The organism is Micromonospora olivasterospora (genome assembly GCF_007830265.1).
Taxonomy (GTDB): Bacteria; Actinomycetota; Actinomycetes; order Mycobacteriales; family Micromonosporaceae; genus Micromonospora; species Micromonospora olivasterospora.
In genome coordinates, this window is the sequence record NZ_VLKE01000001.1 from 6391033 (window position 1) to 6410559 (window position 19527).

Annotated in this window: 15 protein-coding genes and 2 pseudogenes; 2 read left to right on the plus strand and 15 right to left on the minus strand. The window is 68.9% G+C overall.

Annotation, left to right across the window (positions count from 1 at the left end; genetic code table 11):
* Positions 1-53: 53 nt before the first annotated feature.
* From JD77_RS28845 to hutH, 7 genes and pseudogenes are all read right to left on the minus strand, one after another.
* Complete coding sequence (locus JD77_RS28845) at positions 54-1340, minus strand: formimidoylglutamate deiminase (protein ID WP_145777008.1); 1287 nt, start codon at positions 1338-1340, stop codon at positions 54-56.
* Positions 1337-2538, minus strand: a pseudogene (locus tag JD77_RS28850) (allantoate amidohydrolase). Before JD77_RS28850 ends, JD77_RS28845 begins: the two are co-directional and overlap by 4 nt.
* A gap of 269 nt (positions 2539-2807) precedes the next feature.
* Positions 2808-3581 (minus strand): alpha/beta fold hydrolase, encoded by a 774-nt coding sequence (locus JD77_RS28855; protein WP_145777010.1) that lies wholly within the window; start codon positions 3579-3581, stop codon positions 2808-2810.
* An 8-nt stretch (positions 3582-3589) separates the two neighbouring features.
* A complete protein-coding gene (locus tag JD77_RS28860) occupies positions 3590-4357 on the minus strand; it encodes an amino acid ABC transporter ATP-binding protein (RefSeq protein WP_145777011.1) in 768 nt (255 codons plus the stop codon).
* Positions 4354-5247: an amino acid ABC transporter permease gene (locus JD77_RS28865; RefSeq protein ID WP_145777012.1), complete on the minus strand. Its 894-nt coding sequence runs from the start codon at positions 5245-5247 to the stop codon at positions 4354-4356. The genes JD77_RS28860 and JD77_RS28865 overlap by 4 nt, the downstream gene beginning before the upstream one ends.
* Before the next feature lie 250 nt (positions 5248-5497).
* Entirely contained in the window at positions 5498-6433 is a 936-nt protein-coding gene (locus JD77_RS28870) for an ABC transporter substrate-binding protein (protein WP_145777013.1), read from the minus strand.
* Between the two features lie 514 nt (positions 6434-6947).
* Positions 6948-8477, minus strand: coding sequence for a histidine ammonia-lyase (gene hutH / locus JD77_RS28875; RefSeq protein ID WP_145777014.1), 1530 nt, complete (start codon positions 8475-8477; stop codon positions 6948-6950).
* 198 nt (positions 8478-8675) lie between these two features.
* Between hutH and JD77_RS28880 the strand changes: the two genes are divergently transcribed.
* Complete coding sequence (locus tag JD77_RS28880; RefSeq protein WP_145777015.1) at positions 8676-9734, plus strand: NADP-dependent oxidoreductase; 1059 nt, start codon at positions 8676-8678, stop codon at positions 9732-9734.
* A gap of 24 nt (positions 9735-9758) precedes the next feature.
* Here the strand turns inward: JD77_RS28880 and JD77_RS28885 are convergent, their stop codons facing one another.
* The 4 genes and pseudogenes from JD77_RS28885 to aceA all read right to left on the minus strand — a co-directional run bounded on the left by JD77_RS28885 (position 9759) and on the right by aceA (position 14526).
* A complete protein-coding gene (locus JD77_RS28885; RefSeq protein ID WP_170286584.1) occupies positions 9759-10616 on the minus strand; it encodes a MurR/RpiR family transcriptional regulator in 858 nt (285 codons plus the stop codon).
* Between the two features lie 409 nt (positions 10617-11025).
* Positions 11026-11365, minus strand: a pseudogene (locus JD77_RS35765) (transposase); the annotation flags it as partial.
* Between the two features lie 282 nt (positions 11366-11647).
* Positions 11648-13258, minus strand: a complete 1611-nt coding sequence (gene aceB, locus JD77_RS28895) for a malate synthase A (protein WP_145777017.1) — start codon at positions 13256-13258, stop codon at positions 11648-11650.
* Positions 13255-14526, minus strand: a complete 1272-nt coding sequence (gene aceA, locus JD77_RS28900) for an isocitrate lyase (protein WP_145777018.1) — start codon at positions 14524-14526, stop codon at positions 13255-13257. Before aceA ends, aceB begins: the two co-directional genes overlap by 4 nt.
* Positions 14527-14724: 198 nt before the next feature.
* On the opposite strand from aceA, the gene JD77_RS28905 reads away from it, so the two are divergent.
* Positions 14725-16152 carry a short-chain fatty acyl-CoA regulator family protein gene (locus JD77_RS28905; protein ID WP_246141074.1) on the plus strand — a complete coding sequence of 476 codons (1428 nt, stop codon included), beginning with the start codon at positions 14725-14727 and terminating at the stop codon, positions 16150-16152.
* Positions 16153-16186: 34 nt separating this feature from the next.
* On the opposite strand, the gene JD77_RS28910 is transcribed toward JD77_RS28905, so the two are convergent.
* The 4 genes from JD77_RS28910 to JD77_RS28925 form a co-directional block, all read right to left on the minus strand.
* Entirely contained in the window at positions 16187-17122 is a 936-nt protein-coding gene (locus JD77_RS28910) for a LysR family transcriptional regulator (RefSeq protein ID WP_145777019.1), read from the minus strand.
* Between the two features lie 9 nt (positions 17123-17131).
* Positions 17132-18037 (minus strand): formate dehydrogenase accessory sulfurtransferase FdhD, encoded by a 906-nt coding sequence (gene fdhD / locus JD77_RS28915; protein WP_145777020.1) that lies wholly within the window; start codon positions 18035-18037, stop codon positions 17132-17134.
* On the minus strand, positions 18037-19194 hold the full coding sequence (locus tag JD77_RS28920) for a molybdopterin molybdotransferase MoeA (RefSeq protein WP_211372729.1): 1158 nt from the start codon (positions 19192-19194) through the stop codon (positions 18037-18039). Before JD77_RS28920 ends, fdhD begins: the two co-directional genes overlap by 1 nt.
* A gap of 105 nt (positions 19195-19299) precedes the next feature.
* Complete coding sequence (locus JD77_RS28925) at positions 19300-19524, minus strand: formate dehydrogenase subunit delta (RefSeq protein WP_211372730.1); 225 nt, start codon at positions 19522-19524, stop codon at positions 19300-19302.
* Positions 19525-19527: the final 3 nt, after the last annotated feature.

Sequence of the window (19527 nt, forward strand, 5' to 3'; positions counted from 1 at the left end):
TCACATGATCGGTAAAGTCCCGTGCCTGTCTGCTGCCCGCGAACGGTTACCTCTCAGCAGCCGGGACGTGTCAGCCGACCCCCGACGATGGTTGCCCGCACATCGCAGGCACGCGCCGCGAGTGGCAACTGCCAGGGGTCGGCACCTCGGACTCTCGTCGACGCCGCGTCGATTTCGACCGCGTCCCAGTGCTCGCCCACGCGCAGTCCCGGCGGAAGCCCAGGATTCCGCGACAGAGCGAGGGATTCGTACCCCCTGACTGTTCCCGCCGCCCAGAGCGTGTCCGGCGGGAAAACCCCACGTCGCTGCAGCCGCAAGCGCTGGTCGAGTTCCAAACGGCTGAGCTCCTCGAACGGATCGATCACCGCGTGCTGGTCCGAGCCGATGGCGAGGCGTGCCTTCGCGTCCTGGAGCTCGGGGGCAGGGCCGATCCCGTCGCCGAGATCAGCTTCGGTCGTGGGACACATCACGATCGTCGCGCCGGCGTCGCCGAGCAGGCCGATGTCGCCAGTGGTCAGGTGCGTCGCGTGAACTGCGGAGAACCGCGACGACACCAGCCCGTGATCCGCGAGCAGGCCGACCGGAGTGAGGCCGTGCGCCTCCAGGCAGGCCTGGTTCTCCGCGGGCTGCTCGGACACGTGGGCGTGCAGCGGCACGTCCTGAGGTAGGCCGTCGGCGATCACGGAGAGGTCGGATCGCGATACCGCTCGGACCGAGTGAATGGCGGCACCCAGGGTGACGAGTCCGCCAGCCTGTTCTGAGAGCACGTCGCGCAGCCGATGCCAGCGGTCCAACCACCGATGGGCGTCTCCGTCGCTGAACCGCTGCTGCTCCGCGCCCAGTGGCTCGTTGACGCCACCCCACAGGTAGCAGGTGTCCAGAAGTACCAGCCGAACGCCGGCGGCGGCCGCCGCCGCCGCCAGCGCCAGCTCCATCTCGTGACCGCCGTACGGCGTTCCGCCAGGCTGGTGGTGCAGGTAGTGAAACTCACCGACTGCCGTGTAACCGGCGTCGCGCATCTCCTTGAAGACCCGCTCCGCGACGACGTGGTAGCTGTCCGGCGTCAGACGGTTGGCGACGTCGTACATCCGCTGCCGCCACTGCCAGAAGTCACCCCCGTTGGCGTGCGTACGACCGCGCAGCTCTCGATGAAACGCATGGGAATGGGCGTTCGCGAATCCCGGCACGACCATTCCGAGCACGACATCGTCGGGCTGCGGCGGCACGCCTGCGACGACCTCGACGACCACACCGTCCACCGCCTCCACCCGCACCCTCTCGGCCAGGCCTCCCTCCACGAGCGCGACCTGGCAGTGGAAGCGCTGCCGTTCGCCGCTCATCGGGATGCCCCGCCGGTGAGGTCTCGGAGAACGGCGGCAAGCCCTTGTGCTCCGACCTCGCAGTCCTCCTCGCGGGCGGCCTCCTCCGGGGCGTGCGAGACGCCAGTCGGATTCCGGACGAAGATCATCGCGGATGGGACGTACGCGGAGAGGACACCTGCGTCGTGGCCAGCGCCTGTCGGTATCGCCGGCACGCCGCCGAGCAGACCGGCGATCCTCGCCGTGAGCGGCTCGTCGAAAAGGACCAACGGCGAAAACGACTCCTCGTGGACCTCAAGGGCACAGCCCTCGGCCGCAACCCGCTTCTGGATGAGCGCAACCGTCGTGTCCAACTGCACGCGTACCTCAGAGTCGGTATGAGCCCGGATGTCGAGCCAGGCGTCGACACGCGAGGCGATGACATTCGTGCCGTTCGGGGTGACCGAGATGCGGCCGATGGTGCCACGAGCGGCCGGTCGCTCCAAGGCGATCTCGCGGACCGCAAGGGCCGCCGACGAGAGCGCGACCACCGGGTCGCGGCGTCCCTGCATCGGCGTGGTCCCGGCATGGTTCCCCTCCCCGACGATCGAGAGCCGCCACCTGCCGTGCGCCATGATCGCCGAACCCACCGCGAGGGGGAGACCGCGGTCCTCCAGGTCGAGGCCCTGCTCGACGTGAAGTTCGAGGAACATGTCGATGCCGGCGAGTCGGTCGGGGTCCGGGCCGATGGTGGAGACCCCCAGGCCCGCCTGCCGCCAGGCCTCTTCGAGGGTGACGCCACTGCGGTCGACCCGGGCGAGCGCGTCCTCCGGCGCGATCTCACCGACCATCAGTCGAGAGCCCAGGCACGGCATGCCGAAGCGGGATCCTTCTTCCTCCGCGAACGCGCAGACGGCAATCGGCCGCGTGGGACACCAGCCATCAGCCTTGAGGATCGCGACCGCCTCGAGTGCACTCACCACACCGAGAGGTCCGTCGAACGCGCCTCCGCCGGGGACGGAGTCAAGGTGACTGCCTGTCGCGACGGCGCCCTGTCGCGACTCGCCCCACCACGCCCACAGGTTCCCGTTCCCGTCCACCTCGACGGAAAGACCCAGTGCTTCCGCTGAGCTTCTGAACCAGCTGCGAAGCGCCACCTCCGCCGGCTCCAGCAGATGACGCGAGTAGCCACCGCGGACGTTGTCTCGGCCGATCTCGCTGATCTCCGCCAATCTGTCACGAACCGACACGGCGCCCGCCCCTCGCGTCGACGTGCGTCATTGGTCGCCGTCGACCGACAGCGGCGTGGTCATGGAAGGCTGTACTGGGCATAAGCTCTGTCAACGTCGTTTCTATCGGGGACACAGGTCCTCACCGGCATCTTGAGTTCGTCTGCAGGCGCGTTCTACATGTTGCCGCCTCGAGCACCGGGACATGGCCGCAGGGGCTCGGGCGGTAACGGCGGTGCAGTCTTCCACATTCGACCGTGCCGTCACTCGCGGACAACGCTCACGGGCCTAGGAAGAAGTCGACCAGCAGATCCGAGACGGTCGTGGGCTGCTCGAGGGGCGCGGCATGTGCCGCATCAGGAACGCACTGGAGAGATCCGCGCGGCAGCCCTCGAGCGAGCTCGGCCGACTTGCGCTCGGGGACGAGCTGGTCGTACTCGCCCCACAGCGCGAGAGCGCGGACGTCCATCCGGGACAGGTCGGGCGAGACGTCGTAGGCGGCGAGAGCCTCGCACGCCCACGCGTAACTACGGTCGTCGGCGCGACGAAGTTCCTCGATCATCGACGCCGCTCGCTCGCCGCGGTGCTCTCGCGTCGCCGGCGCGAACCAGCGCTGCAGCGATCCCGCCGCCAACGCCTCAGTCCCTTCCGAGCGCACCAAGGCAGCCCGCTCAGCCCAGGCCGCTGGTGCGTCGACGTTGGCGCCGGCGGAGATGACCGCAACCGCGTCGACGCGCTCGGCATGCCGGCGGGCCACGTCCATCCCCACGGTGCCACCGATGGAGACGCCCGCGTACAGGAACTTGGAGACCCCGCGTGCGCCGAGCTGACCGACCACCGCGTCGGACAGGTCGCTGATGGTGAACGCATCGTCTGCGGCGGGCGAGGCGCCGTGTCCGGGTAGGTCCCAGGTGACGACACGGAAGTGTTTTGCGAGCAACGCGGCCGCGTCGGCCCAGAGGGCGGATGACGTACCCAAGGAGTGGCCGAGGACCAGGCACGGAGCATCCGTGGCGCCGTGTGGCTCACCGAACGTGATCTGCAGGTTGACCATACCGACTCTCACTTCACGTGGTTCAGGAAGTTCTTCGTACGCTCGGATGTCGGCGAATCGATCAGCTTCTTGGCGTCGTCGATCTCGGCGATCCGGCCCTGATCCATGAAGGCAACCCGATCGGCGACGTCCCGCGCGAACCGCATCTCGTGGGTCACCACGATCATGGTCATCCCCCGCTCAGCCACGCGACGCATCACCGACAGCACCTCCCCGACGAGCTCGGGATCCAGTGCGCTCGTCGGCTCGTCGAACAGCATGAGCCTCGGCTCCATGGCCAGCGCGCGGGCGATGGCGACACGTTGCTGCTGCCCACCGGAGAGATGGCGCGGGTACGAGTTCTCCAGGTGCGCCAGTCCGACGTCAGACAAGCTCGCCCGCGCGCGGGCGACCGCCTCGCTCCTTGCGAATCCCCGGACCTTGACAAGGCCGATGGCCACGTTCTCGAGCGCTGTCAGGTGGGAAAAGAGGTTGAAGTGCTGGAAGACCATGCCGATGCGCTGGCGGTACCTCGCGATCTCGGCCTCGCTGGGCTCGTGGAGCTCCCCGTTCTTGACCGTCGCGCCCGCGAATTCGTTCTCTACCTGGATGTAGCCGCCATCGATCTGTTCGAGGACGTTCACGCAACGAAGCAGCGTGCTCTTTCCTGAGCCTGACGGCCCGATCAGACACAACACCTCTCCGTGCATGACGTCGAGGTCGATGCCTTTGAGGACCTCGATCTCGCCGTAGCACTTCCGCACGTCCCGGATGGTCACAAGTGGCTGCTGCTTCACTTCGACGCCTCCCCGACTCGAGATTTCATGAACTTCCGCTGCGGTCCTGCGGACAGGGAGTACTTCTTCTCGAGGAAGTGCTGACCCAGGGTCGCCAGCATGACGATCGTCAGGTACCAGAAGCTGACCACCATGAGGAGCGGGATCACTTTGAAGTTGGAGCCGTAGATCTGCTGGGCCCGGGTGAGGAGGTCGCCTCCACCGATGACCGCGACGAGCGAGCTCGCCTTGAGGAGGCTGATGAACTGGTTGCCCGTCGGAGGGATGATGACCCTGATCGCCTGTGGGATGACGATGGTCCGCATGGTGAGGCCACGCTTCATTCCCAGGACCTGGGCCGCCTCACGCTGGCCGGGAGGCACCGACATGAAGCCGGCACGGATGATCTCGACCATGAAGGCGCCCTCGTGCAAGGAAAGGCCGATGATGGCGGCCGTGAAACCGGTGATGAGGGTGTTCGTGTCCCAACTGGCCGCACCGAACCCGACTCGCGGGATGAAGAGTGCCGCGTTGAAGCAGATCAGCAGGAGAACAAGGAGCGGCAGCCCTCGGAACAACCCGACATACGCCTTGACGAAGGTGCGGAAGACCGGGTTCCGGGACTCACCGAGAAGGGCGAGCAGGCAACCGATCAGCACCGCGATGAGCTGGGCGAGCAATGAGAGCTTGATCGTCATCCACAAGCCCTCCATGATGGGATCGGCGAAGAGGTAGTCACCTACGACATCCCATTCCAGGTGCTCATTGGTCACGAACCCGTAGACGAGAAAACCCAGGATCACAGCCGCGACAAGCCCACTGATCCAGTAGCTCGGGTGTTTGCGTGGCCGGGGTTTCGCGAAAGGATCTCGCACTTCGACATCAGCTGCCGGGTGTGTCACGTGTGTCACGGTTCACCTTCTTTTGTTTCTCGTTAGCGATGATCCGAGAGGCGTGGTTGGTGTCCGAGGTCGACGCTTCTCGTGTGCTCGCGACAGACGGCCGGCCTGAACGGTCGGGTTCGCACTCCAGTCATCTGACCGCCGGTCTGACGCGGCGCGGGTGTCCGCGCCGCGTCAGACCCGGGTCCCGCGAGTTCACGACAACAACGCATTAGGAGGTCGTCGATACGCTCGGGGCGACGCCCACATCGCCGCTAGGTCAGGAGCCGCACGCCCCGCAGACCTTCGGCAGCTCGAGGGGACGCTCGGTCGCCAGGTTGATGCCGGGCTTGTCCAACGCGATGTCGTTGAGTTCCCACTTCGACATGATCTTGCCGTAGGTGCCGTCCTCGATGATCGCCTCGAGCGCACCGAGCAGGGCCTTGGCGGTCCCGTCGGCCTGAAGGCCTACCACGATGCCGACGTAGGTGCGCGACAGCAGCGGGCTCGGGATGATCTCGAAGTGGCCGCCGCTGGCCTTCGCCTGCCACACTCCAGTCGCCGTGTTGGTGAAGGCGAAATCGATCCGACCGGACTGCAGTGCGGTGTTCTGGTCGCCGGCGGTCGGGAAGTTGGTGATCTGCAGCGCGGCCTTGCCCTCCGACTCGCAGTTCTTCGAGAACAGCTTGGCGTCTTCGACGAACTCGGTTCCGGTCTGAACGCCCGCCTTCAGCCCACACGTGGTCAGGGGGTTCTTCGTGATGCCGTGCTTGTTCTCCGACGTCGTGACGACGCTCTTGGTGGCGTAGGCATAGTCGACGAACTTCACCGTCTTCTGACGCTCCAGGTTGTCGGTGATGCACTCCATCGCGGCATCGAACCGACCGCTCTGCACCCCGGGCAGCAGGCCGTCGAAGGCGATCGCCTGCTGGCGGATGTCGACGCCAAGTCGCGGCGCCATCGCCATCAGGATGTCGTGGTTGAAACCATCGATCTGCCCTGACTGGTTGGTGAAGTCGCACGGCGGGTACTGCGGGTCGGTCCCCACGGTGAGGACACCGGCGTCCCGCACCTTCTGCGGCAGCAGTTCATTCAGCTTCGGGACAAGCTGAGCGTTGTCCTTCGGCGTGTCGGCCTCCGCCCCGCAGCCGCTCAGGAGGAGCGCGGTGGCGGCAAGCAGGGAGAGGGTAGCGGTCACTACACGGCTTTTCGGCATCGATGGCTCCTGGTGGGCTACTCGAGGCTGGCGTGAAAGAATTCATTCAGCGCTGGCGGAACGGTATCCCCTTCCATGCAGCACGGCAACCCCCTCACGCATGCGATCTGAAGATGTTTCGCAGACGCAACACAGCCGCCTTCGGGCCGCCCCCTGGAGAGCGTTGAGTGACCGACCGCGCGCGACAGGTGACGGTTAAATATGTCGATGCAAGGCGCTCGGCAATAGCTCTTCCCGGCCATCCTCACGGGGCGCCACTGCGCATATCCGCGGCAGATGCCGCGCAAGCTCCCGCCGCCAAATACGGCATCGCCGGTTCACGGAGTGGCGGAGGGACGGAACCTGGGACGCGATCCGCGACGAGTCTTGCCGGCGGGTACGGGTGGCGGCATCGCCCGAGCGCGACCAGAGCCCGCCAACATCGCTCAGAAAAGACGCGAAGGGGTGGGCGCGCCATGCGTGCCCACCCCCGTGGCGCAGCCCGCCCCATGCGGCAAGAGCGAAAAGCTGCCGGTCAGGCGTCAGCTTCCAGTGGACCACCGACGATGTCGATGAACACCCCGTCGAGGACCTCCGCGGCAACGGCCTCCATCTCCCCCGCCATAATTCGGTCGTCCTCGAGGAATTCGGCCTTGGAGCGCACAAGGTCGTAGGTGGGGCGATTCGCCGGCGCCGCAGCCCCGCCGTTTCGCAGGTCCAGGCCCTGGGCAGCACACAGCAGCTCAATCGCGATGATGTACGCCGCGTTGCGCACCATGGGCCCAAGGCGCACGGACGCGTGCGTCGCCATGCTGACGTGATCCTCCTGGCCGGCGGAGGTCGGAATGCTGTCGACGCTGTTCGGAGTCGCCTTGGCCCGATTCTCCGCGACGAGCGCGGCACTGGTCACCTGAGCCATGATGAACCCCGAGTTCAGGCCCGCATTGCCAACCAGGAACGGCGCCAACCCGCTCATGGAGGCGTCCATGAGCATTGCCTGGCGGCGCTCGGAGATCGACCCGATCTCGCAGATCGCCATGGCGATGATGTCCGCCGCGTAAGCGATGGGCTGGCCGTGGAAGTTCCCGCCCGACAGGACGACGTCATCGTCGGGGAACATCAGGGGGTTGTCGGAGACCGCGTTGACCTCCTGCTGGATCGTGCGCGCGGCGAACGTCAGGAGATCCAGCGCCGCCCCCATCACCTGTGGCTGGCAGCGCAGGCAGTAGGGATCCTGGAGCCGACGTCCCTCGAACTCCACGTCGAGGACCGAACTGTCGGCGACCAGGCGGCGCAGGAGGCCTGCGACCCGGATCTGGCCAGCGTGCCCGCGGATCTGCTGGATGCGGTCGTCGAGAACGACCTGCCGGCCCGCCGTCGCCTCCAGCGTCAGCGCACCTGCGGCCAGGCCTGCGTTGAAGACGGCCTCGGCGCCGAACAGTCCCCGCAGGGCGATGGCGGTGGATGCCTGAACGCCGTTCAGGAGTGCCACCGCCTCCTTGGGGCCCAGTTCGACGGGAGTCAGCCCGGCCTTCGCGAGGCCCTCTACGGCGTTGTAGGTGACGCCGTCGATCCGGACGCGACCCTCTCCCATCAGGGCGCCGGCGAGGTGCGCCAGCGGCGCCAGGTCTCCCGAGGCTCCGACGGAGCCCTGCGTCGGGATGACAGGCAGCACGTCCGCGTTGATCATATCCACGATCATCTCCGCGGTCTCGACGCGGATGCCGGAGTGCCCGCGCGCAAGACCGATGAGCTTGATGACCATGATGGCGCGGACCGTCTCGTCGGGAAGCGGGTCGCCCACCCCGACCATGTGCGACAGCACCGACCGGCGTTGCAGCTCCAGGAGGTCCGAGGGTGAGATCCGTCGGTCCGCCAGCTTCCCGAAGCCGGTGTTCACCCCGTAGACCACATCTCCGCGGCTGATCGCGTCCAGGATCACCTGGTGCGCGCGTCGCAGGTTCTCCACCGCCTGAGGAGCGAGCGCCACCCGGACAGGGCCCCGGAATACGGGACGAAGCGTATCGAGGCTCAAATGCTCGCCGGTGATCGTGATGGTGCTCACGATGATCATCCTCCTGTTAGCTGATCTCTTGAGGCTCACATTCGACGGTCGACCCAGCGACGGAGAGCGACGGCAGCGACAGGTCGCCCGGCGACTGGCGCCCTCGACGTCGAGCGAGGACCTTGCCCTGATTGCAGAAAAGCATTCATCTGCCTCGGGCACCGTATCTCACACTATGCAGTGCGGGCAACCTCCGTTATGTTGCCTCCTGTGACCCACTCCCGTGCCGTCGTCCTCGCCTCCCGGCCCGTCGGCGAGCCCGCCCGCTCGAACCTTCGTCTCGAGACGCGCGAGCTCCCGGCCGTCGCCGACGGCCAAGTCCTGCTGCGGACGATCTACCTCTCGCTGGACCCGTACATGCGCGGCCGGATGAACGCAACGCGTTCCTACGCCAAGCCGGTGGAGGTTGGCGAGGTGATGGAAGGCGGCACCGTCTGCGAGGTCCTCGAGTCGGCGTCGCCTGCCTTCAGCCCCGGCGACATCGTCCTCGCGCACTCCGGCTGGCAGACCCACGCCGTGCAGGACAGCCAGTCCCTGCGCAGGGTCGACCCGGCCAAGGCACCTATCTCAACCGCCCTCGGCGTGCTCGGCATGCCAGGTTTCGCGGCGTACGTCGGACTCACCGAGATCGGGCGCGTCCGCCCGGGCGAGACGCTCGTGGTGGCGGCCGCGACAGGGGCCGTGGGGTCCGTCGTCGGCCAGATCGCCAAGATCCAGGGCGCCCACACCGTCGGCATCGCGGGCGGCGCCCGCAAGGTGGCATTCCTGCGCGAACTGGGATTCGACGTCGCCCTCGACCATCGATCACCCACCTTCGAGTACGAGCTGAGCGAGGCCGTTCCGGACGGAATCGACATCTACTTCGAGAACGTCGGCGGCGCCGTGTGGGACGCCGTCTTCGATCACCTCAACGATTTCGCACGGGTGCCCGTCTGCGGCCTGATCTCTCAGTACAACGAGACGTCGGCCCCGGCTGGGCCCGACCGGCTCCCGCAGCTAATGAGCGCGATCAACATCAAGCGACTCGTCGTCCGCGGTTTCACGCAGCGAGACTTCATCTCGACCCACTACTCCGAGTTCCAGCGCGACATGTCGGCCTGGCTTTCCGCCGGCCGGATCAAGTACCGAGAGGATTTCGTCGACGGGCTCGAGAACGCCCCTGACGCGTTTTTCGGCCTCCTGAAGGGGAAGAATTTCGGGAAGCTCATCGTCAAGGTCGCCGACGACCCCACGCGCCCCGCACCGCCCGTGCCGTGATGCGCTGGCCGCCGACGGCCTCGATCAGTCCTCGAAGACCGCGAGGTCGGTGGCGTGTCGCTCGAAGCGCTCGAGCCCGTCCTGCGAGGCCCCGGGGTTGGAGTCGGCCATGGCGTGCAGGAGCGCGGACGAGGCGATGTTCATCGCTGCGGACGTGTCGAAGAGCAACCCACTCCCGAGCCTGACGGTGATGAGCTCATCGGTCTCGTGCCCGACGGTCGCAAACGACTCGTCACTGAGAACCGCGGCCCTGAGTCCGATCTGCCTCGCATAACGCACCAGGTCACAGGCTTCCCTCGGGTAGCGCGGGAGGATGAACGCCAGGCACCAGGTGGCCCCCTCCGCCGCCGCGCGAGCAAGGCTCTCCTTGGCCTCTGTGTCGCCGCGGTCGATCACAGAGATGTTCGGGTGCACCTTGGCGCCGAGGTAGGCAAAGTGCTGGGCGAACGAACGCGAGATCCGCAGCCCGATGACCGGCAGCCGCTGCGAGGACATGAGGGCGGACCCGACCCGAGAAATCTGCTCTTCGAGGGTGACCGACTGGCCGAGCCACTGTAGATTGGCCACCTCGGCCCCGATCGCCTCGGCCAAGGGACTCGCGCTCTCGACTGAGGGCGGGAGTGTCGACATCTCAGAGCGGGCCCACTTCTGGAGCGCTCGCTTGAAGTCCGAGAACCTGGCGTAACCGAGCGCGGCCGCGAACCGTGACACCGAAGGTTGGCTGACGCCGACCTGCCGAGCAATGCTCTCGCTGGTCAGGAAGGCCGCAGCATCACGGTGATCGATCACATAACGCGCGATTCGTCGTTGCGCAGGCGATAGCCGGGCGTTGGTCAAGCGCTCATAGACGTCGGCCGGCGCCGTGGCCGCAGTGGCGGTCATGTCAAGCATCTCCTAGCGCGGATCAAACACGAGCGGGCGGGTGTGACGCCTCGGCAGTAGGGCCGGCCTCCCGGAGCAAGCGACACGGGTGATGTTCAGGTGCTCGAAGTCCTGGACTGAGCGCGACGTCGAAGGAACCAGGGCACAAAGAGTCATGCTCATCTCTCACCCCTTCCTCCTGGAACGCGAGACTCAGGCGACAGTCGACCCGCCGCGCCAGCTGAATAGCTCTATGCATACTACTAGCCTCGATAATTCGCGCCTGACGTCGGCTCGTTCCGCCCGGCGGACCTGAGCGCTGATGGTCGATGTCGGGAGGCTCCGGGCATGGTGACAGGGCCGTCTGTCGCAGCGGCGGACGTGGTCTCCCGGGTCCTCCGGGTTGTTGGGGCAGCGCCTGGGCTGGTCGGCCCGGGGGGCGGGTCGCCGTGATCCGGTGCAACGCGGTGGTGGATCTGCTCGGCCCAGGGCCAGCTGGAGGCGATGCGTAGCCAGCGGCGACGTTGGCCGCGCACGAGGCGGGCGACGGTGTGCGGGATCCGGATCGCGCAGCCGCTTCGGTTCAGCTTCGGCCAGGCGGCCGTCGAGGCCGATGAGTTGCAGCCACGCGACCAGGTCGCGGCGGTGCAGCAGGCCTGGTTGATATCGAACCTGCGCGAAGGTGGCCGGCGCAGGCCGGTGCCCTTGGCGCGGCGGATCCCGTCCTCGACGCGGGCGTGGGCCCGGGAGCGGGCCGCCAGGAGTACTCCACGGCGCGGCGGACCGGGTGACGTCCGGTCGGCCAGTCGCGAACGGCGTGGGTGGCCCCGGCGTTGCCCTGCCACGGCGTGGCGGGGTGAGTCTGAATCTGGTCACCGACACGGCATCGGCAAGATGCCACCACGGGGCCCGTGAAGCAACGCCTACGCCGAACGTTTCGTAGCGCGTCCGGTTCACCTCGGACCCTGAAGGGACTCCAGCGACGACGCACAGGCGGGAGCTGGGAAGGTCCCAGGGGTCCTTCCCAGCTCCCGGCACGCCGCCATCCGCAGTCAGACAACCGGCACGTCGGACTCCCGGTTGGGACCGAGGTGCCGGGCGTACGCGCCGCCGGTGAAGAACGCCGGCAGGTCCTCACCGAATGCGGTGTCCTCGACGATCTGCGCGGCCCGCTCGGCACGGTCCCGGTCGGGACCTTCGCGTCCAGCGGTCAGGGCGGCAAGTTCCTCCGCGAGGATCGACCGGACCAGTTCCTCGGTGACGCAACCGCCGCCGGCCAGCGGAGTGCCGTGGTACAGCCACTGCCAGACCTGGCAGCGGGCGATCTCGGCGGTCGCCGCGTCCTCCATCATGTTCCACAGTGCCACCGCGCCCACGCCGCCGAGCCAGGCGTCGATGTAGTGCAGCGCGACCGCGATGTTGAACCGGAGTCCCTCCGCGGTGACCTGGCCCGGGGTCTTGTCCACGGCCAGCAGGTCGGCGGCGGTGACGCTGACATCGTCGCGAAGTCGATCGAGCTGATTCGGGCGGTCGCCCAGCACCGCGTCGAACTCCTCCCGGCAGGTCTCGACCAGGCCCGGGTGGGCAACCCACGAGCCGTCGAACCCGTCGCCGGCCTCCCGCCGCTTGTCCGCCCGCACCCGGTTGAGGGCGACCTGGTTGACCTCCGGGTCCCGGCTGGGGATGAAGGCGGCCATCCCGCCGATGGCGTGCGCCCCACGCCGGTGACAGGTACGCACGAGCAGTTCGGTGTAGGCGCGCATGAACGGCACCGTCATGGTGACGTCGGATCTGTCGGGCAGGACGAAGTCCGGCCACTGCCCGAAGTTCTTGATCACGCTGAAGATGTAGTCCCACCGCCCGGCGTTCAGTCCCGCCGAGTGCTCGCGCAGCTCGTACAGGATCTCCTCCATCTCGAAGGCGGCGGTGATCGTCTCGATCAGCGTGGTGGCCCGGATGGTGCCGTGCGGCAGGCCGAGATACCGCTGCGCGAAGACGAAGATGTCATTCCACAGCCGCGCCTCCCGGTGGCTCTCCAGCTTCGGCAGGTAGAAGTACGGTCCGGCGCCGGCATCGAGCTGCCTGTGCGCGCAGTGGAACAGGTAGAGCCCGAAGTCGACGAGGCTGGCCGAGATCGGCCGCCCGTCCACCGCGATTCCCTTCTCCACGAGGTGCCAGCCACGCGGCCGGACCACGATGGTGGCCAGCTCGTCGCCGAGGGCGTACCGCCTGCCGCGTGGATCGGTGAAGTCGATCCTCCGGTCGAGGGCGTCGATCAGGTTGAGCTGGCCGCTGATGACGTTGTGCCAGGTTGGCGCGGTGGCGTCCTCGAAGTCGGCGAGCCACACCTTCGCGCCGGAGTTGAGCGCGTTGATGGTCATCTTGCGGTCGGGCGGTCCGGTGATCTCGACCCGCCGGTCGATGAGGCCGGGTGCCGGCGGGGCCACCCGCCAGTTTGGGTCGGCGCGGATGTCGGCGGTCTCCGGGAGGAAGTCGGGCAGCTGGCCGGTGGCGTACCGGTCGCGGCGGGCCCGCCGGGTGTCGAGCAGGGCCACCCGGCGGGCAGCGAACTCGCTGTCCAGCCCGACCAGGAAGGCGAGCGCTTCGGCGGTGAGAACCTCGTCGAACCGCTCGGCCATCGGGCCGATGACCTCGTACCTCATGCGAACTGCTCCTCCTCGGTCGAGCCGCGCAGAGCGGTGGTCTCGGCGACTGGGTTCAACACCGTGCTGATCAGGTCGAAGTAGCCGGTGCCCACCTCGCGCTGGTGCTTGACGGCGGTGTAGCCGGTCGCCTCGGCGGCGAACTCCCGCTCCTGCAGCGCCACGTAGGCGGACATTCCGTCACTGGCGTAGCCACGGGCCAGGTCGAACATCGAGTAGTTGAGGGCGTGGAAGCCGGCCAGGGTGATGAACTGGAACTTGTAACCCATGTGGCCGAGCTCCCGCTGAAACTTGGCGATGGTCGCGTCGTCGAGGTGTTTGCGCCAGTTGAACGACGGCGAGCAGTTGTAGGCGAGCAGCTGGTCCGGGTACTGGTCCTTGATCGCCTCGGCGAAGCGGCGGGCCACCTCCAGGTCCGGCGTGCTGGTCTCCATCCAGAGCAGGTCGGCGTGCGGGGCGTAGGCCAGGCCACGGGCGATGCACGGCTCGACCCCGTTACGCACCCGGTAGAAGCCCTCGGCGGTCCGCTCGCCGGTGACGAACGGCCGGTCCCGTTCGTCCACGTCGGTGGTGAGCAGCGTGGCAGCCTGCGCGTCGGTGCGGGCGATGACCACCGACGGCACGCCGGCGACGTCGGCGGCGAGCCGCGCCGCCTCGAGGGTGCGAATATGCTGGCCGGTGGGGATGAGCACCTTCCCGCCGAGGTGGCCGCACTTCTTCTCGGCGGCGAGCTGGTCTTCCCAGTGCACCCCCGCCGCGCCCGCCGTGATCATCGCGGTCATCAGCTCGTAGGCGTTGAGCGGGCCGCCGAAACCGGCCTCCGCGTCGGCGACGATCGGCGCCAGCCAGTCGGTTCCCCCCGTCTCGCCCTCGGCCGTGGTGATCTGGGCGGCGCGCAGCAGGGCGTTGTTGATCCGGCGCACCACCATGGGCACCGAGTTGGCCGGGTAGAGGCTCTGGTCGGGGTAGGTGTGCCCGGCGAGGTTGGCGTCGGCGGCCACCTGCCATCCGGAGAGGTAGATCGCCTTGAGGCCGGCCCGGACCATCTGCACGGCCTGGTTGCCCGTGAGCGCGCCCAGGGCGTGGATGTAGTCCTCGCTGTGCAGCAGGCGCCACAGCCGGTCCGCCCCGTGCCGGGCGAGGGTGTGCTCCTCCTGGATCGCCCCGCGCAGGCGCACCACGTCCTCCGCGCGGTAGCTGCGCCGCACCCCCCGCCAACGCGGATCGGTCTCCCACTCGGTACGCAACTGCTCAGCTACGTTCTGCATGATGTTGTCCCCTCGGAAGTCGACGACGCCGGCATTCCGGACGCGCCCCCGGTGCGGCGTTGACCCGATGGCCGGTCCCGGCGTGCTGCCAACAGTCACATGGCGCCAACGGCGGGTCGAGGGACGGAACAGGCCAATTTCTGAGAATTTCTTGCGTCATCTTGCGAAGTTGTTAACGGGTATATTCGCATCCTGCCAATGCTGTCCGACCTGCCAACGACCAGCGGGGAGGTGATGGCGATCGCCAAGACCTTCGGCGGCGCCCGGCTGCGCCGGATGCGCGAGGACCGAGCGCTCAGCCAGGCGCACCTGGCGCGCCTGCTGAACATTTCGCCCAGCTACCTCAACCAGATCGAGCACGATGCGCGGCCGCTGACCGTCCCGGTGCTCATCCGCATCACCGAGGTGTTCGGCGTCGACCCGACCACCTTCGCCCCCCGGGACACGCCGAGGCTGGTCGCCGGGTTGCGAGAGGCTCTCCCCGGTCGGACGAGCGTCGCCGATCTCACGGAACTCGCCACCCGGCTGCCTGAGGTCGCGGAGGCGGTCATCGACCTGCATCGCCAGTACCGGCAGGCGGACGAGCAGCTCGCCGAACTGCTGGGCGATCGCGAGGCGATCGGTCACAGCCCCCACGACCAGGTGACCGAGTTCTTCTACCGCCGGCAGAACTACGTACCGGAGCTGGACGAGGCGGCGGAGCGGCTGGCCGCAAGCATCGGACTCCGCCGTGGCGAGGTCGGAGCCGCACTGCAGGACCGGCTGGCCGAGCGGCACGACGTTCACGTGCGCCGCGACGACGCCAGTTCGCTCGGTGACGAACTGCACCGCTACCGCCCGCAGACCCGCACCCTGCACCTGTCGACGTCGCTGCGGGCCGGACAGGAGGCCATGCGGATGGCGGCGCAGATCGCGCTGCTGGAGTTCGCCGACGTGATCGACGAGATCGTGGAGGAGGAACGGTTCGACGACACGCAGACCCAGATCCTCACCCGGGTCGGATTGGCTAACTACTTCGCCGCCGCGCTGATCCTGCCGTACGAGCAGTTCCTGTCGGCGGCAGAGCAGCGCCGGTACGACATCGACCTGCTCACCCAGCATTTCGCGATGGGCTGGGAGACCGTGTGCCACCGGCTCAGCACCCTGCAACGCCCCCGCGCGCGCGGCGTGCCGTTCTCCTTCGTCCGGGTGGACCGGGCTGGCAACATGTCCAAACGCCAGTCCGCCACCGGCTTCCCGTTCTCCAGGACGGGCGGCACCTGCCCGCTGTGGAACGTCTACGAGGCGTTCAGCTCGCCCGGCCGGGTGGTCGTGCAGGTCGCCACGATGCCCGAGGGGCAACGCTACCTGTGGATTGCCCGCACCATCACCCGCCACCACGGCGGCTACAACCAGCCGGGGAAGGTCTACGCGATCGGCCTGGGCTGCGAGACCCGGCACGCCGACCGGCTGGTCTACTCCGCCGGGATGGACCTGCAGGCAGCGGGGGCCGCCACACCGATCGGCCCGGGCTGCAAGACCTGCGAGCGGATGACCTGCCCGCAGCGGGCCGCCCCGCCGATCAGCCGCCGGCTCGACCTGGACGAGAACCGGAGCACCTTCATCCCGTATCCGTTGAAGGACTGAACCGAGCCTGTCGGGCTGGCCTGCTCCGCCTGCGCTACGCGGCGGACGGGCGGATGTGCCGGCTGATCAGCCGCTCCAGTTCGGCTCGCATGTCCAGCGTCGTCGCGACGTCCAGCAGCGCCCTCGCCAGCATCGGTGGCGGCTCCCGGTCGGCCAGCACCAGCCCGACGTGGTGCGCGCGCTCAGGCCGGGCGATCGGAATCAACTGCATTCCGTCCGGAACACCGAAGGCGTGCAGCCACGGCTGCGCGATCACCGTCGACCAGCGGTGGGTCGAGACGTGCGCATAGAGCACCGAGAGGGTGTCGGACTCCAGCTTCGGCAGAATCGTCACCCCGGCCTCGGCGAAGTGCTGGTTGAGGATGCGGCGGTTCTGCATGGTCGGCGGAAGCAGGCACAGCGGCACCTCCGACAACTCGGCCCAGCCGATGCTGTCGCGCCCGGCGAAGGGGCCGCCCTCCGGCGTGAGCAGCAGATAGCGCTCTCGGTAGAGCGGCGCGGTGCGGACCGCGCCCAGGGGCTCACCGTCGATGTAAGTGATCCCCACGTCGAGCTCGAACGCCGCCAGTTGGCGCACGATCTGGCGCGACGACAGCGACTCCACCGCGAGCCGCACCAGCGGGTGGCGGGCGGAGAACGGCTCGGTCAGCAGTGCCACCGCCGTCAGGGCGGTCGGAATCGCCCCGATCCGCAGCACCCCCGACAACGCCCCCCGCATCGCCGACAGGTCATGGCACAGCGCGTCGCGCTCGGCGAGCATCCGACGCGCCGATGCGACGACCCGCTCGCCCTCCGGGGTGAAGCCCTCGAACCGGTGGCCCCGTCGAACGACCTGCACGCCGAGCTCGGTCTCCAGCTTGCGGATCCCCGCCGACAGGGCGGGCTGCGAGACGTGGCACACCTCGGCGGCGCGGGCGAAGTGCCGTACCCGCGCCAGCGCGTCGAGATACTCGAGATAGCGCAGCAGCATGGCCCCGGACTATCCCACCCTCTCCTGCCCTGCCGGTTCCCGCCCCCCGGCGCCCGGCGCCGCAGGCGTCTGCCGGGCCGGCTCGGCCTGCTCCACCAGCACGCGCTCGGCGCCAGCGTAGACGTTCATGCTCGCTCCGCGCAGGAAGCCGACAAGCGTCAGACCCGACTCGACGGCCAGATCGACGGCCAGCGAGGACGGCGCGGAGACCGCGGCCAGCACCGGCACGCCCGCCATCACCGCCTTCTGCACCAGTTCGAAGGAGGCTCGCCCGGACACCATGAGCACGGACCCACGCAGCGGGACCCGCCCGCCCAGCAGGGCCCAGCCCAGCACCTTGTCCACGGCGTTGTGCCGCCCGACGTCCTCCCGGACCACCAGCAGCTGCCCGTCGGCCGTGAACAGCGCCGCAGCGTGCAGCCCACCGGTGGTGTCGAAGACCTGCTGCCCCGCCCGCAGCGCAGCGGGCAGCCCGGCCAGCACCCGGGTGCTGATCCGCACCGGGTCCGCGGCGGGACGGAAGCTGGAGGCCAGCCTCACCGCGTCCAGCGAGGCCTTGCCGCACACCCCGCAGGAGGACGTGGTGTAGAAGTTGCGCTCCACCCCCGGCTCGGGCGGCGCAACCCCGGCCGCGAGCGCGACGTCGAGCACGTTGTAGGTGTTGCGGCCCTCGTCGTCGCGGGACCCGCAGTAGCGGGCGGTGATCACATCGGCCGCGGCACGGATGACGCCCTCGGTGAGCAGGAACCCGTGGGCCAGCTCGACGTCGTGTCCCGGCGTGCGCATCGTCACCGCGAGCGCGCGGGCGCCAACCCGCAGCTCGAAGGGCTCCTCGGCGGCGAGGCTGTCCGGGACGCGGTGGGCGCCGGCCGGGGTGATCCGCAGCACCGGCCTGCGGACCGACAACCTGCCCATCAGCACCCCCCGCCGGGCAGCGCGATCAGCCGTACCAGGCTCTCGCCCGGCCCGACGACCGCAATCGCGTCCGCACCGGCGACGCCGCGCAGCATCGCGCTGCCGACGTGCGTCACCGGCTCCGCGACACCCGCGCGTACCCGGACCGGAATCAGCGTCGTGACGCCGGGACGCCGCGGCAGCCGGGGGCCGTGCGCGGTGCCCAGCGGGGGCGGCGCCGCCCCACGCAGCCCGGCGAGCACCGGTACTGCCAGGGTCAGGAACGCAACGAGAGCGGCCAGCGGGTTGCCGGGCAGCCCGACGACCAGCGTCCCGTCCGGAAGCCTGGCCAACGACTGGGGGTGACCCGGCCGGCAGGCCACGCCGTCGACCAGCAGCTCCGCGCCGAGCCGCTCGAGACACGGGCGCAGGTGGTCGGCCGGTCCGGCCGAAGACGAGCCCGAGACCAGCAGTACCTGGCCGCTGCCTGCCTCCAGCGCGACGGCCAGCGCCCTCTCTGAGTCCGGCAGCCGGGTGAGGCCGGCCGGCTGCCCGCCCGCCCATCCGATCAGCCCGGGCAACATCGGACCGATCGCGTCGCGCACCGCGCCCGGCCCCGGCAGCCCCCTGCTGCACAGCTCGTCGCCGGTGAGCAGCGCGCCGACCAACGGCCGTGGGTGCACCTCGAGCAGGTCGTTGCCGACTGCGGCGGCCAGCGCGGCCAGCTGGGGCGTGACCCGCGTGCCGACGGGGGCCAACTGCTCCCCCCGCCGACACTCCTCGCCCGCCCGGCGCACGTGCCGACCGAGCGGCGCAATGCCCGCCGCGGTCACCGACTGTTCGTGACGCAGGGCCTGCTCGTAGGGCAGCACCCCGTCGGTCCCCTCCGGAACCGGGGCACCGGTGGCCACCTCACGGGCCTCGCCGGGCCGCAGCGCCGGCCCGGCGGTCTGGCCCGCATCGACCCGACCACGGATCGTCCACGGCGGTGTGCCCCGCACGGCGTAGCCGTCCATCGCCGACCGGTCGAAGGACGGCAGGTCGATCAGGGCGAGCAGCGGTCGGGCCAACGTCGTGCCGACCGCTGCCGCGGGGTCCAGCCGGTCGGGCGCCAGCGGCTCGGCCACCGAGTGGGCCAGCGCCCGCGCCTCATTCCAGTCCACCGTTCCCCCGTCCACCCGGTTCCAGCCGTGGCTCGTATCCGTCCTGGCCTGTCCATCCCGGCGGCGGTCGCCGGCTCGGCGGCGCGGCCTCTCGCCGACGAACGTGCGGCCGCGAGAAGCTCACGCCGCCTCGGGCAGCCGGGCGGCGGCCGCCACGGCGATCGGGTCGAGCCCGTCTCCGCCCTGATCGATGTGCGCGAGCAGGGCTGCGCGCAGCCTCGGTGGCCAGAACCTCCGGATGTGGTCGGCCACCGCCGTTACCGCCTCCTCCTGCGGGCGGTGTCGAAACTGCCTGGAGATGTCGTTGGCCATCCGCACGTGCGGTGGTGTCGTGAGGGCGCTCATCGC

What these genes read in the sequence shown, in the direction of transcription:
- JD77_RS28870 (WP_145777013.1), bottom strand. Translation starts at nt 6,433, where the DNA reads ATGCCGAAAAGCCGTGTAGTGACCGCTACCCTCTCCCTGCTTGCCGCC.
- aceB (WP_145777017.1), bottom strand. Translation starts at nt 13,258, where the DNA reads ATGAGGTACGAGGTCATCGGCCCGATGGCCGAGCGGTTCGACGAGGTT.
- JD77_RS28855 (WP_145777010.1), bottom strand. Translation starts at nt 3,581, where the DNA reads ATGGTCAACCTGCAGATCACGTTCGGTGAGCCACACGGCGCCACGGAT.
- JD77_RS28885 (WP_170286584.1), bottom strand. Translation starts at nt 10,616, where the DNA reads ATGACCGCCACTGCGGCCACGGCGCCGGCCGACGTCTATGAGCGCTTG.
- JD77_RS28905 (WP_246141074.1), top strand. Translation starts at nt 14,725, where the DNA reads ATGCTGTCCGACCTGCCAACGACCAGCGGGGAGGTGATGGCGATCGCC.
- JD77_RS28845 (WP_145777008.1), bottom strand. Translation starts at nt 1,340, where the DNA reads ATGAGCGGCGAACGGCAGCGCTTCCACTGCCAGGTCGCGCTCGTGGAG.
- aceA (WP_145777018.1), bottom strand. Translation starts at nt 14,526, where the DNA reads ATGCAGAACGTAGCTGAGCAGTTGCGTACCGAGTGGGAGACCGATCCG.
- JD77_RS28910 (WP_145777019.1), bottom strand. Translation starts at nt 17,122, where the DNA reads ATGCTGCTGCGCTATCTCGAGTATCTCGACGCGCTGGCGCGGGTACGG.
- fdhD (WP_145777020.1), bottom strand. Translation starts at nt 18,037, where the DNA reads ATGGGCAGGTTGTCGGTCCGCAGGCCGGTGCTGCGGATCACCCCGGCC.
- JD77_RS28880 (WP_145777015.1), top strand. Translation starts at nt 8,676, where the DNA reads ATGTTGCCTCCTGTGACCCACTCCCGTGCCGTCGTCCTCGCCTCCCGG.
- JD77_RS28925 (WP_211372730.1), bottom strand. Translation starts at nt 19,524, where the DNA reads ATGAGCGCCCTCACGACACCACCGCACGTGCGGATGGCCAACGACATC.